This window comes from Shinella daejeonensis (assembly GCF_024281235.1).
Lineage (GTDB): Bacteria > Pseudomonadota > Alphaproteobacteria > Rhizobiales > Rhizobiaceae > Shinella > Shinella daejeonensis.
Genome location: NZ_JAHWXY010000002.1, coordinates 807761 through 821447, shown reverse-complemented (window position 1 = coordinate 821447; position 13687 = coordinate 807761). Strand labels below are relative to the sequence as shown.

At 59.2% G+C, this 13687-nt stretch carries 12 protein-coding genes; all 12 read right to left on the bottom strand.

From position 1 onward, the window contains the following. Positions 1 to 5 precede the first annotated feature (5 nt). The 12 genes from KYK29_RS10465 to KYK29_RS10415 all read right to left on the bottom strand — a co-directional run bounded on the left by KYK29_RS10465 (position 6) and on the right by KYK29_RS10415 (position 13636). Positions 6 to 3377, bottom strand: coding sequence for a glycoside hydrolase family protein (locus KYK29_RS10465; protein WP_254690822.1), 3372 nt, complete (start codon positions 3375 to 3377; stop codon positions 6 to 8). 68 nt (positions 3378 to 3445) lie between these two features. Then, positions 3446 to 5551 (bottom strand): phage tail protein, encoded by a 2106-nt coding sequence (locus tag KYK29_RS10460; protein ID WP_254690821.1) that lies wholly within the window; start codon positions 5549 to 5551, stop codon positions 3446 to 3448. 4 nt (positions 5552 to 5555) lie between these two features. Continuing rightward, positions 5556 to 5972: a DUF6950 family protein gene (locus KYK29_RS10455; RefSeq protein WP_254690820.1), complete on the bottom strand. Its 417-nt coding sequence runs from the start codon at positions 5970 to 5972 to the stop codon at positions 5556 to 5558. Further along, positions 5957 to 6538: a hypothetical protein gene (locus tag KYK29_RS10450; RefSeq protein WP_254690819.1), complete on the bottom strand. Its 582-nt coding sequence runs from the start codon at positions 6536 to 6538 to the stop codon at positions 5957 to 5959. The genes KYK29_RS10455 and KYK29_RS10450 overlap by 16 nt, the downstream gene beginning before the upstream one ends. Continuing rightward, positions 6538 to 7257: a hypothetical protein gene (locus KYK29_RS10445; protein WP_254690818.1), complete on the bottom strand. Its 720-nt coding sequence runs from the start codon at positions 7255 to 7257 to the stop codon at positions 6538 to 6540. Before KYK29_RS10445 ends, KYK29_RS10450 begins: the two co-directional genes overlap by 1 nt. Further along, positions 7258 to 9840: a tape measure protein gene (locus KYK29_RS10440; RefSeq protein ID WP_254690817.1), complete on the bottom strand. Its 2583-nt coding sequence runs from the start codon at positions 9838 to 9840 to the stop codon at positions 7258 to 7260. A gap of 4 nt (positions 9841 to 9844) precedes the next feature. Continuing rightward, positions 9845 to 10273 carry a phage tail assembly chaperone gene (locus KYK29_RS22625; RefSeq protein ID WP_437437240.1) on the bottom strand — a complete coding sequence of 143 codons (429 nt, stop codon included), beginning with the start codon at positions 10271 to 10273 and terminating at the stop codon, positions 9845 to 9847. Then, the gene (locus KYK29_RS10435; protein WP_254690816.1) at positions 10186 to 10623 is read right to left on the bottom strand and encodes a phage-derived protein YdaY family protein; all 438 of its coding nucleotides are present in this window, start codon (positions 10621 to 10623) and stop codon (positions 10186 to 10188) included. Before KYK29_RS10435 ends, KYK29_RS22625 begins: the two co-directional genes overlap by 88 nt. An 82-nt stretch (positions 10624 to 10705) precedes the next feature. Further along, the gene (locus tag KYK29_RS10430) at positions 10706 to 11413 is read right to left on the bottom strand and encodes a hypothetical protein (protein ID WP_254690815.1); all 708 of its coding nucleotides are present in this window, start codon (positions 11411 to 11413) and stop codon (positions 10706 to 10708) included. A gap of 264 nt (positions 11414 to 11677) precedes the next feature. Next, positions 11678 to 12133, bottom strand: coding sequence for a phage tail terminator-like protein (locus KYK29_RS10425; protein WP_254690814.1), 456 nt, complete (start codon positions 12131 to 12133; stop codon positions 11678 to 11680). Beyond that, positions 12130 to 12588, bottom strand: coding sequence for an HK97 gp10 family phage protein (locus KYK29_RS10420; RefSeq protein ID WP_254690813.1), 459 nt, complete (start codon positions 12586 to 12588; stop codon positions 12130 to 12132). Before KYK29_RS10420 ends, KYK29_RS10425 begins: the two co-directional genes overlap by 4 nt. Further along, positions 12581 to 13636, bottom strand: coding sequence for a putative phage head morphogenesis protein (locus tag KYK29_RS10415; protein WP_254690812.1), 1056 nt, complete (start codon positions 13634 to 13636; stop codon positions 12581 to 12583). Before KYK29_RS10415 ends, KYK29_RS10420 begins: the two co-directional genes overlap by 8 nt. Between the last annotated feature and the right edge of the window lie 51 nt (positions 13637 to 13687).

The window sequence follows — 13687 nt, the reverse complement described above, 5'->3', positions numbered from 1 at the left end:
ACCTATTAGCTCGACTCATCAGTAATAAGCCCGAGGTTCGTCAGAGCCTGAATCAAACTCGTGAGGGCGGCGTTGCCGCCCTTCGCCCCGGAGACGGCGGGTTTGGAATGCATCGCGGCTCCGAAGAAACCAAGACCACCCGGCCCACTCGTTAGATTGACCGTGTAGAGCCTATTTACCCGATAACTGGGGTCTCCAATATCATACATTGCGTCACCAGATGGCAGGATGTTCCCATTTCCACCCATACTCCATTTGGCTGACAATGGTTGGGCCAGTCCTTTTGTGATGAAGACTAGGTCTCCGCCGAGGTTCGAGCCACTGACACGTGCTCTGGCCAGCACCCGTGCGACTGGCTCAGGCGAACTACTACCCGAGGCCAGACCATAGCCTTCAAGGGCCACGAGGCTTTGGTAGTCACCGGACGGGCCGGGATCGAGCAGGGACCCTGAAACACCGATGCCTCTATAAGCGGGAGTGTCGCCGTTCGCGATAAGGGCAAAGGCAGGGCTCATGCCCTCGGCCGAGATGGCAGCCTTGATTTGGGGGCTGATCAGGCTGGACGCGAGGCGCGATTCCGAAAACAGATACGGATAGGGGTAGTTTACACCCGTGCTTGCCAGGCGGCCCGTCTGGTGGATTTCGCCGGAACCGGTCCCGGCAAACGCCCGGTCCATAGAGGGCGCATGACCGAAGTTGTTGAGTTGCCAGTTGCCAACGATGACGAGGGAGCCTGCGACTAGGTTGCTCTTGTAGATCAACGGCTGGCCGAGCATTTGCACACCCGTCATCTGATCGAACGTGATCATCCCGTTCGTGCCAGCGACAAGCACCGCTCCGAGATCATTGTGCGCGGTCCCTTCGAAGTCCCCGCTGACGTGTCCGGTCGCAGACGAGAAAATGCCGCGGAAGGATGAAGCGCCCACCCCATAGACGTTGTTTTGCGCGTGCAATTTCAGGCGCGGCATGAAGGCATTGACGGCCTTGTGAAGAACAAGACCACACCCTCGATGCTGCTCGATATGCAGCCCGTCCCAGACAAAATCATTCGTCCCCGCGTTAGCGCCAACACTCTCGCTGAAAATCTCGATCGCCGGCGAGAAAATCACATAGACATCCGATACAGTGAGCAAGGGCGCGGTGTCGATCACGCAGGTGGTGGCGGAGGTCACCTCATCGATGGTCGCCCGATGAAGCTCCCTTGGCGATCCGCCCCCTCCGGGGTTGGCCGCGTCGACGATGTAGATCGTCCGCCCGACGTCGGCGCTCGAAAGACTTGCGCCGCTCTCTAAGGTCAACAATGAGGAGCTTGCACTGATCGATCCCTTGACGCCGTCAAAATTAGCGGGGCCATCCACGATCGGGAATACGGCCTGCTGTTTTGTCGTCACCGTCGTGCTGGACGTCACCTCATCGATGGTGAAAAGATGCGTCCTTCCACCGCTGTTTGTCAGGACAATGATCCGGTCTTCATCGCTGGCGTCAAAGATCGGTGCGCTGGCTATCAGGGTGTTTGAGCCTTGAGCGATGCTAAAAGTCGTCGTACCGGCTAGTTTACGCGGCTTGTTATGGCCACCACCCCAAATGGACAGCCCGCCCATGTCGCAGTTCCAGAGTGACGACAGGCTTACGACGGTGTTGTTGCGATAGTGCAGCCAAGAGTGTGCGTCCCCCTCGATTTTGAGATTGGAGGCACGGCGGTATTCAAAGAACTTCGCGCCGATCGCGTTACCGGGCATCGACGGAGAAATAACGATTGACGAATTGCCGGATAGCGTCAGATTTTTCCCGCGCGTTTCGCCATCAGGGTGCGTTGCCTCCAGCAGCACCGCGTCGGCTCCGACAAGCCCGCAGATCAGGCTGGCGCCGTTGTTCCAGTGCAGGCGCAGGTGCTTGTTGGGGTGGATGTTGTGGGGGGCCGTCAGGTAATAGCCAGCACCCGCTAGCATCACGATAGTGCCGCCGTTCGGCTGCGCCATACACCAGTCATAGGCCCGGTCGAATGCATCATCGTCGGGGGTAACACCATCGTTTCTCGCGCCGAACATATCCGGTGTAACCGTGTCAGCCCGCAAGATCCAGCGCCGGGTTCCACCATTGGACAAACGTTGCCATGGCAGGAGTGGCGATCCGTCTTCTGCCACCTCGACCACAAGCGGCCAAGCGCCGCCATCACCTATGGCACTATAGCCGTTCGTGCGTACAGCGGTCATTCCAACCGGGAGATCCAGTAACGTTAGGCTTTCCACCGTGCCAACTATCGGGACTTCTTTTTCGGATGCGATATCATTGACGATTGACGCCGCCATGTCCCTCGCATCCTCCGCACCTATCTGCGCAACCTCGGCACGGTCTGCATCGTCTTCCGCACGATCCGCCTGCTCATAGCTTTTCGCAGCCCAATGCCTCGCCGAAAAGGTGGTGCTCCCATCGCCACCGGATACCACGCTCACCGGGACGTCCTCGGCGTTATTGGCCCACTCCTTCGCAGCTTGCATGTGCAGCAGCGAGTTCGGATCAACCATCAGCCGGAATGTCGATCCCGACACGAAACCCGACAGGATGTCGCCAGCCTGAAGCTCACCGATCGCCGGATCTTCTCCGCTGCGGGTTTTGATCGTCAGGACTGCACCAGCGTTGAATTTCACGGTGACGGGGGACGCCGTATTGTCGGCCGAGATCGGCAGGACGATAAGCGCCTCGCCGTCGCCAGCCGGAATCGGATAAGGCGTCGTAGCGGTAATGGCATTCACGCCGCCGGTGTTCGTCGCCGTAATGAAATGTGAGCCGATATCATTCAGCAGGCGGAAATTCGATCCGGAGACAAAGCCCGCCACCATCACGCCGGCGCGCAGGTCGCCTGCTTTCATCGGGGCGCCCGAGGCGGATATGATGGTTTTCGCGACACCCCCATCGAATTTGACGGTTACGGTCGAGCCGGTGTTGGTCTGCGGGATCGGCAGGGTGATAAGCGCAACGCCATCACCTTCGGGCAGGCGGGGCGAGGTAGTGGCGACGATCGCATTGGCGGTGCTGGCACCGGTGGGCGATGCAGTGACAAACTGATAGCCAGGCAGAAAGGTCGTGAGTTGAATCCACGAGCCAGCCCCGCTCCCTCCGGACTTTCGATAGAGACCGTTGTTGGCGGCGGTCGTGTCATTATAGACGATAGCGATCGTGTTCGCCGGATACGTCAGGGTCATCGCGGCCTTGGTAGCAAACCACGGCCCGGAAGACAGGACGCCGGAGGTGACGAGGTTCTCAAGCCAGCCGGCCCAAGCGCGAATATCGGCCTTGTAAGGGTGATTGGGGCCAGAGGACGGGATACCGTCCGTTACGAAATCGCGCCAAACTTCGACTCCACGAGGTGCGGTCATAGAAATCTCCACAGATGATCGTCCCGCCGTTACCGGCAGGATGCGTCAGGTTGGTTTATTGACTGGGATTAGGTGACTGTGGCCGCCCCCGTAGCGACGGCGCTGGCAGCTACACCGGATGCATTGATCGACACGATAAAGCCGTAGTATGTGCCCGCCGAAAGTCCGGTGATAACCCGGCTGTCAGCGGTTGCAGGTGGTCCGTATTCAGTGCCGACGAGCGTGGCACCCGTCATGGTGTTGCTGGTGTTCAGATAAAGGCGGGAGGCAAAATAATTGGCCGAGTTCGGAGCTTTCCATTCGAACTCGGCTTGTTCTACACCGCCGATTAGATCGGCATTTGCCACTGGCCCCGGCGCGACGGGATCGGCGGTCGCGGTCAGGGTCTGGTACGCCGTCCAGTCGCTTGATGTGCCTCCGCCCCACGCTCTCAAACGCAGACGATACTCTTTGCCGTCAGCCAAATATGCGGAACGGACAGAGGCCTTGCCCGGATCGGAAAAGATAGAGCGAGCTGGTTCGGATAAATCCGTTGGCTCCCACTCCAGTTCATAAACGAGGCTCACATCGTCGAGTGTCCATGTCGCCCTGGCAAACGCTGCGGTTCCTCCACCAGCAACGACTTCGGTTCGGATGCTCGCTGAAAAATTTTCGGGAACCGGAACACCGGTGTCTGGAACAACCTCTATAACCTCCCCCGGCGTTCCTTCCTCCGTTGCGGCGTCGAAAGCATAGAGCGATGCTGGGACAACGATGCCCGAAAAGCTGATGCGCATATTTCGCAGATCACGGTTTACAGTCCCCGTCACCTCGATAACTGCCTCTACGAGACCTCTCGATGGATAGTGGACCCGCACGAAGCGGGAGTAAGCCGCACCCTTTGCTGCGCGGTAATCTGCGCTCACCGTCACCCGCCGGGCGTTGGCGCGCGTAAACGTCAGCTTTTGTTTCCGCTGGCAATGATTGTGGGACTGGATGCAGACATTGTCGAAAGTCTTGGTCCGCTCGCTGTTATCGTCCAACACCCCGTAGGGAGAGCCGTAAATCGCGGCGTCTTCGGTGTTGAAGTGATTGGTACGGTTTATGTAGCGCCCACGGACGGCCAGGACCGTTGCATTCTTTCGCCGGTTCTTGTCGACCGAGATCGAGAAGATGTCGTCGACTGTCAGGCGTACCGTCGGCTCCACGTACTCACCGGCATGAACTCCAATCTGCCCCCCAGCGCGTTCGTAGACGACCATTTCGCCGGCTTCGTCGAGTTGCCGGCCAACCTCGATCGGATCGTTGTTCGCCCGGAACCAGATCCCACCATGGTATCGCTTTTCAGACCCACCCGATCGATTTGTTACATCTTCATCGGCCACATCGGCGGCATGCATCCAGTCCTGCATGTACATGTCCGAGTAGGACAGCTTCCCCCCGTACGGTTTGGTCAGATGGTCGAGCCGGATCAGGGCAAGATTCCGCGAGAACTCCCATGTGTCAGGGTTGCCCCACCGGTGCGGCCCTGACCCACCCGGCCGCGTTGAATCCTTCCGTGGATCGTAGAGCAATGCACCCTGCCCGATAGCCGAGTGCTCCGGCATCTGGTTCGGGAAAATCTTCAGATAGTCTTTTTGCGGCGCGGTCTTGCACAGCATCAGGACAGACGCGAGACCGTCCCCCCGATGATTGTTTGTCCAAACACCAAAGGCTGAAACAACGAGACCGTACGCCGTCGAGGCGGCCTCCCCATCACGCCAACGAATGCGCACATACTTGGTCGCACCAAGCACGAAGTGATCTGGATCGATTACAAAGCCGTCAGCATCAAGCGTGACCGGCTTATCGTGCAGGTAATGACGCGTGAACCCATTAATACGCCGTCCCGACCACACAATGATGTGGTACGCTGTACCCTCGGTCTCTTCGAGAAAGACGTAATCGCCGCCTTTTTTCACTGTCCCGTAAACAATTGGGAGGGAGGGAACGTTCTGCTTTAGATTATAGGAGCCGTCTTCCGGGCGCGGGACAGACGGCTTCTGAACGAACAGGCTCTGAACGGTGCTGTAAAGGTAAGCGCCCCCGACCAGAGCGCCGCCCATCAATCCGACATACAGCAGATTCGAAACGAGAACGCTCGTCGTGCCGATCGATGCAATGATCGACAGCACAAAGCTTTCAATGATGCCCATATGATCAGATTTCCCACATACCCAATGCGCGGGCCGCGATGCCGTGCCAGCCGGTTGGCGTGCGCGTTATCCATCCCTCGCCGTCGTGGATCACGCCGAATTGTCGCGTCGGCTTTGACAGGCTGCCCACAACTGCGATGCAGCCAAGCTTGGGGACCGCAAGTGGGCGCCCGCCTATGGCCTCGGCCTGTCGGCGGACCAGTTCAAGAGCGCCGCCGTGACGAGCCAGCATGTCTAATTGGCCTTGCCCCGCCTGATACGTGCCGCGGAACTTCAAAACCGGATCAGGGTAGCCAAGCCAAATCGCCCATTCAGCGAGAGCAAGGCAGCAGTCGACAGATCCGCCTGGCGTCCATGGTCGAGAACTGTCGAATGCAATAAAATCAGCAAGCGACTGCGGTGTGATCACCAGTTCGGCCAACGAACCGTCTTGTCCCTAAGGCTTGGAACACGCGCACAAAACTTGTCGTCAGGCGCGGATGGATTCAGTTGTTTCGCCCGCGCCCTTTGATCGACGTCGGAAAGGACTGATCCATTGGCGATGGTTCGCAGTGTGAAGCGATTGACGACCTCGATCGTCACGATGGACTGTGTAACGTCGCCCTCGTCGCTCTCTGCGGCTTGGTCAGACACCGCCATATTGTCCACCATGCCAGTGAAAACGATCTCGGGAGCGCCGAGTGGCTGCGAGAACTGATCGACTTCCTGGATCTTGATGACAAACTTCGCCCCACTGACCGGCGTCGTCTCGTCGTACTCCCATATTTCATCGCCAGCCATCTGCGGGAGCCCGATAAGCGACAGAGACAGGGTGTATGATGCCCCATTGATTGCAGCTTCGATCTGCTGGAGCGCATCTTCTGAAAATTGGGCAGCGCGGTAGAGGTTGCCATCACCATCGACAAAGGTTCTTCCGGACCCATCCCAGACACGAAGCACCTTGTCCGGCAGATTTATGTCGCACAAGATGCGTAGCTCATAGCTCATCAGGCGATCCCCGCGGCGAGATCGTTGAGGTATCTAACGTCCTCGATGAATGAGACCGACAGAAACTCAACACCGTCATGACGCATTCCGCGCCGCATCCCGGTATCTGAAACAAGGTTACAAACGCATGTCGGACGGTGGAATTCCAAATCAACGCCATCAGGGATTATCGCGGCGATTGACGGTGTGATCCTGACAGTCCAGACGTCACCAGCGACATCGAGCACCTGCCCGACTTTGTAGGCAGCATGGTTGTAGGAAAACCGAGTTCCTGCGAGGTCTGGGCCGGCATTGATGACGCGCACCGACACAACCGTGGCACCAACTGCGGCGACACCTTGAGAAACAATCGATATCGGGCTCTGCATGTAAAGCGTGCCATCGCTAAACGGCGTGCCGTCGCTATGCGGTACGAGGATATCTTCTTCCCACCCGCATTCAGCGTTGGCATACGGTGCAGAATCCAGCGTCCAGATCGGTACAGCGATACGCCCAGACGAACCACCGAGGTAGGTTGAGATCGCATCCCATGCCCTGCGCTGTTCCGGCGAGGAAACGGCCACGTTCTCCAGATCAATGCGCCAATGTCCAAGATCCGTCCGGTAGGCCGGCTTCGCTCCACCTATGACGCGCCCCCCAGTTCGCGTAAAAGGGACAACGTCCGCGATGGTATTTTCCGGCTGCAAGAGTTCATGCGGCCAGACAAGAACTTCCACCATTTACCGCCACTCCGATCCGGCGACATTCGCCTGATACTCCGCCATTGCCGGGACAGCCTGTTGCTTTGCCGCGTTGATGATGCCTGGCGCGGCCTTCTGGACCTGCTTTTGAGAGCGCTTATCAATGACGGCGCTGATTTGCCCGTCCTTCTCAACTAGGTTGCCTTGCACCTCGACAACGACGTACTGTATGCCGCCATTGTTCTGGTTCGCAGCGCCATAGACGCCGAGCCGGCCGTTTGCATCGCGGCCGAGCGGCATGATCGCTTCTGGTCCCGCCTCGCCCATAAGTCCGGCACCACGGGAAAACCGGAATGGCGTGGGACGATTGACGATCTGGTTTGTAAACGCTCCACCCTTGGCGAAGGTCTGGACGCCACCTTGGAAAGCACCACCATCGGCGAAGCCGAACAGCTTGCCGAGGCCGCCGAGAAGCCCTCCGAAAAGGCCGCCTGCTCCACCTGATGCGCCGCCTACACTGAACAGCGCATTCACCAGTTCGTCTTCAATCTTCGAAATCACCTTGTTCAGCAGGTTCATTGCGGCGTTGGCGAAGGACTTGAAAAAACCTTCACCGTTCTGAAGACCGGTGCGCAGATCGGTGATGAAACCCTTCGTGGCGTCCTTGGCAAAGTCGAAGGCTTCTTTCAGGCGCTTCGTGTTCGCCTCGGTATTCGCCATCTGTTGGGCAAGGCCAGCGATTTCCGTCTTCTGCGCTGCGGTCAGCCTGATATTGTCGTTCGCGGCTTTGTTGAGCATGTCTTGCTCGTAACGAAGCTTGTTGGCCGCTTCGGCTGTCATCCCGATAGTTTGAGCCTCAAGCTTCTGCTGCTCAATGAACTGCTGCGAACTGCGGACCAGTTCGGCGTAAGGGTCCTTCTTGGTGGATCCCTTGCCGCCGGTGGCTGCCGCAACTCCACCGCCACCTCCGAGGTTATCGAGTGCCGCACCGCCAAGGTTCTCCTGACGCTTCTTGTCAGCCTCCGCCATTGCCTTGTTCAGTGCGGCGAGGCTTTCGAGAGGCTTCATTGCGGCGGCGGCCTTGGCGTCAGACTCCGCCATGAGCCTGTTAGCTTCCCCATAGGCATTCGTTGCCGCCTGCGCTGTCTCTTCGAAGTTTTTCTTCGCCGAATTCGCATATTCTTGGAGGCTCGTAGTCGCATCCCCCATGCCAGGGATGTAGGACATACCAGCAACGACAGCGGAGATGAATTCCGCCCACCCGGCTTGCATCACCGCGAGCATGGTAAGGAATGCAGCCTGGATCTTCTGCCAGAGCGACGAAAGGCCCAGTACAAGAGATTCGCCATCGAGTTTGATGCGCTCCCACACCTCTGACGCCACATCGCCGAGCAGCCCCATGGCGTTGCCAAAGCTACCAGCGCCGTCGACCAGGCGCGTGAACTGATAAACAAGCTCGCCGGCCATAACCACCAGCGCGAGGATGCCCGTGCGGAGCAGTGCTGCGCGCAGGAAGGCGAGCGCCCCATTCAGTGTCCACGTTGATGCCGCGGCAATAGCCATCGCACCGGCATAGTACGTACCAAATGCGGTAACGGCCGTGCCGGCATAGACAAGGGTTCGCTGTAGAGTTTCGGTGTTCTGCGAAAGCCAGCGGATACCATCGGCCACGGAGATGATCACGCCAGCGACAGCCGAAGAGGCGCCCGTCATCTGATCCATGGTCCCGATCAGCGCCGTAAAGTTCGTCCCTATCCGCACGAAGGCGTCGGAAATTGTAGCCGGCATTTCTCCGGCACGCTCGCGCACGTCATTGAGCGGCTTTATAATTGCGTCGGCGATTACCTGACCGGTGATCTTGCCTTGAGATGCCAGCCCGCGAAGGCCATTGACTGTCGTTCCAAGCTCCTTCGCGAGGGCTTGGGCAACCTCGCCGCCGTTGGCAAGAATGGTTTCGAGCCCGTCAGCCTGTAGCTTGCCGACAGCCATCGCCTTCGACAATGCGTTCTGGACTGAAGCTGCTCGCTCGCCGCGCGTGGCCGTCAACACCAGCATGTGGTTGAGCGATTCCGTGAAGTCTGCGGCTTCCTGCGCGCTCTTCCCGAGATCCCCCAGTACAGTGACGTTACGGCTGTAGGTCTCGACTGTCTGGGAAAGGGGCGAATATGACGCGTTCGCTACATCCACCATGCGTTGCATGAGCGCCGGCGCTGCTTCCATATTCTTCACCGCGGCGCCGACGCGAGATTGCATGTCGGACCAAGCATCGGCGATGCTCGCCAAAGCACCGACGCTGAAGGCCGCAAAGAACCCACCTATCGCGACGGATGCCAGACGGACGAGCGCGCCAGAGACGCCATTAACACCGGTGGCAATTCGAGCGAACGCGCCTTGAGATTTATTGGCGGCATCTCCGACCTTATTGGTGGCTGATGCTGCCTTACCTGCCTCACCGGCCAGCTTGCCTTTGGCGTCACTGGCCTTTTTGGACGACTTTGAAAGATTGTCATTAGCGACATCGGCTTTGGTCGCAGCTTCGGTGAAGTCCTTTAGCCGATCAGTGGCCTGCGGAACACTATCGCTCGACACCTTCAGGCCAAGAGCGGCGACTTCTGTTGTCATCGTCTCACCTCATCCTCGCCCTAAAGGCATCTCGTGCGGGGTTGTCGCTATCCGGCAGATCAACGTCAGAGCTGATCGCCTTCATGAAAGCCTTGTCCATTTCGCGGATACAGTGACGGAATCGGGAAGCCTCTTCGGGTTCCCATCCTGCGGTGTATCGATCAATAGATGAGGAAGGCACCGGCCCTGTGGCAAACCCGATCTGCCTGTCTGTGGAGAGTTCCCAGAACGCAGACAGCCAAGCATCAGCACCAGGGAGTAAATCGGGCGGCCATAGTTCATCGGGGATAGGTTTCCCCCTCGCCTCAAGCCGCCGTCTGCGCTGCTCGTTTTCTTCGCCGTCTGCTACTTCCCAGCGGACGGCTTCTGCAAGTTTTTTGCCAGATCCTCGGTGCTCTCGGCATTGCCGTTGTCGACGACACCCGCCGCCCACGTCACCGCATCGGCAAAGGAGCGATAGTCAGGGTTCGTCAGCCATTCTTCGGCAAGCGCCGCCTCGTAAGCCACAGGCTTGCCGCCGTCCGTCAGCCCATCCCATTCAAGCAGAACGCCTTTGTGAAGCACTTCGGCGAAGACGCGCAGGTTTGCGGCAACGGTGAGCGAACCGTCGCGCTCGCGCTGATCCTTCGGCACCTGGCGCTCGAGACGGGAGCGAAGGGCGATCACCTGCGGCGAGGTCAAGCCCCGCACGCGCAACCTCATGTCGCCCATACCCGGGATTTCACCGACCCACTGACCACCAGCGATAGCCGAGGCGTCTTTCTTGAGAGATGCAATATCCATAGTCTGTTCCTTCGGTTCTCGGTTCATTCGGTGAAGTGTGGCGACGGGCGAACCGGACCCGCCGCCACTATCGGCCGTTCAATCAGACGGTGATAAACGGCGCGATGGGCTGGATCGGTAGATTGAGGAGGCGCGTTGCCGACGCATCGCCGCCGGTCTTGGTGCCATACATCGCGAAGCCGAACAGCAGGTCCGTCTCGCCCTGCTCGGGGGCGAGAGCAGTATGAACACCGCTCCCGGCCGTCGTGGTGTCGATTGCCGTTCCGCCGGCTGTGGCTGCAACAGAGAACGAGTTCGTGGTGGACGCGACCACGTAGTAGAGCGTTCCCGCTACCAGGGGAGCAGGGAGAGCACCGGTCGTGCTGAAAACGATGGGATCACCATCGGACAAGCCGTGATCGTTCCACGTAACCACGCCGGGCTCAGCATTGGAAATTGTGACTTCGCTTTCCTCGCCGCAGTCCGCGCCCCAATCGATCCTGAAGGCGTAGGGCTTGCACGACTTCTGGGCCAAGGCGAACGCGATCTGGCCGGGATCAGCAAGATCGGGAGCGAAAGTATTCGTCATTATCGGGAAAGAAATCAGACCCTTGGCGTAAATGGTCGTGTTTTCCGAAATCAAGGTCTGCGTGATCGTTGCCTGCTCGGACCCGAGGTCGCCGGTCTGCGCCCACTGGCCGATTTCAGTCCACGTCTGGCCGGCGAAGTCAGCCGGGCGTACGCTCGTCTTGTAGGGCACGCGCTGCCCGATGTAGATTTTGGCACCTGCGACTTTTGTCAAGCCTGCCATTTGCTTTCTCCATGTGAAAAAGCCCGCTCAGGGGCGGGCAGTTAACCGGTCAGGCCGGATTTGTGTGCAACTTTACTGCTTCCCGGGCTTGGGCTTGGGTTTGTCCTTCCCCGCCATTTCAGCCGCGCCAGTCTTTTCCTGGACGCCGACAATCTCGGCCACACCTAGGGCGACGTGGCCCAATGCTTCACTGAATTTCGCATTCAACAAGGCTTCCCGCGCCATCTTGCGACGCGCTTCACAGTCTGTGCACATGGTCTTCCCCTATGCGAAGCAGGTGTAGGTGATGCGAACCTGAGTGCGTAGATAGGCGTCATCTCGATACGATCCGAGGACGCTAGGTGCGGCGGTCACGCGGACCCTGACTCCTTCAAAATCCATCGGCAGATCGGCCGGGAAGTGTGCCGCAGCCTGACCCGCAATCTCCCTGATCGCGTCCTTGTGTGTTTTGCCGGAGCCAGCACCAACCTTGGTAATCGGCCAGCAGAGGGTCAGCAGCAGCAGGCCGGGTCGCTCGTGCGGATCATCGGACCCGATGAAGTGCCGCACCGTCCGGTTCGGCTCGTGATGGCATTCGATATAGGACGCAGGCTGGCCGCCAGCCGTCGGCAGTGATACGGGCTCGCCATCTGTCCAGATCTTCGGATAGGCTGGCAGGCAGGTTGCCACGCGCGCCTGTATGGCTTGGCTGATCTTTGTCTCAATCGTGGGCGTGGTCATAACAGGCCGAACCTCTTCCCAACTTCGGCAGCCTTTGCGGCAACGATTTGGGGCCACCGCTGCGCCACCAGATCAACCCATGGGCGCGGCGCGCGACCGTTCGATCCCGAGTGCACGAAAAATCCGTAGGCGGCCGTGTAGCCCAAAAAGACCGTATCCCCGAGTTCCGCCCCTGCGATGACAAGGATCACGCTGCCCATGTCAGGGTTGACCGCCGCGCCCGGATTGTCACGGATCAGGCGGGGCATTGCCTCAGTTGATGCCACGAGCGAGGCCCGAAGAAAGCCGGTGCGCCGGTAATTCGGCGTCTCCGGCGTGTCGTAGACCATCTCCGTGATCTGGTCATTGAGTTGCTTGACCAGTTCCTGCGCGGATTCCTTGAAGATGGCTTCCACCGCTTCCGGTATCTTGTCCGCCCATGCACCGATCTGGGCAGCGAAAGTCTGCTTAGCCACCAGTGCGCTCCCGATACCGGCGAAGCGCTTGCCCGGTGAAGTCGATCCGATATTCAGGCATAGGGCACTTGCAGTTCACGCGATGGCTTGCAGGCAGGGCCGGGTCATGCGGGCCGGTGCATTGGATGCCATCCGGCAGCGTGAACGGCCGATCGAAAGGAACAGTCACACCCACCATTTCAAGATGCATCTGACGAGGCTCGCGGCTGATCGTGCGGCCCCAGGTCTTTGTCACGTCTCCAGCTTCAAGCTTGCCGGCGTCAATCTGCTGCTGGAAAGCGTCGTGCTTTGCCTTCGCCAGCGCTGTGTTCATTTCGACAATGGCAATAGCCTCGCCACGCTTCCTGAGGGCAATGTTGCTGTAGAGCCGTGCAACGCGCTCGGCTTCTTCTGGCGCAAGCGCCCTGCCCTCGCGAATGGCCTTCAGTACCGTCCGGTCGAGCCGCTTGTCGCGGTTGGCGAAGGTAAGATACTGGCGCATGTATTCGGCATCGCCCCCACGCATGGCGCGCTGGATACGGGCGACAGTTTCCATCTGCGGCCGCGACAGGCCGATGAGACCTCCTTCGCGGCGTCCGGTAGCCCTGTTCACCCGGCCGGCGATCATGCGCCCAGCGTCATACGGGCTTTGACCGCGTGCCAAGTTCTCGGTCAGCACATCACGGATGCCGTCTCGCGCCTCAGTCGTGATGGCTGTGACGAGGCTCGCAGCGTGCTGACGCATGGCCTGCTCGGCCGGCAGATTGCGTACGCCCCACGAAAACACGATCCTGTTTCCCGCCGGGTCACGAAGCGCCGGCATGCTGTCTACCGTCGCGATACCTCCCGAATGGTAGGCTTGGATCAGCGACTGCTCGAACTTCGCCAAAACGCCGTCTTCTATGCCCAGATCAGCGACCGCGCCGGCCACGTCACCGCGTTCTAGCCGCTCGACAATGCGCTTCAGGACGATGTTGGACCGGATGCGATCAATTGCCTCGACCCACGCGGCCCTGATCTGTGGCTGCCAATCAGCAGCGATTTGTTCCAGCAACTCGCGAGGCGTCAATCTGCGTAACATAGCGTCCTAACGCCCCCTCTCTGGAACTTGCTCGAAAGC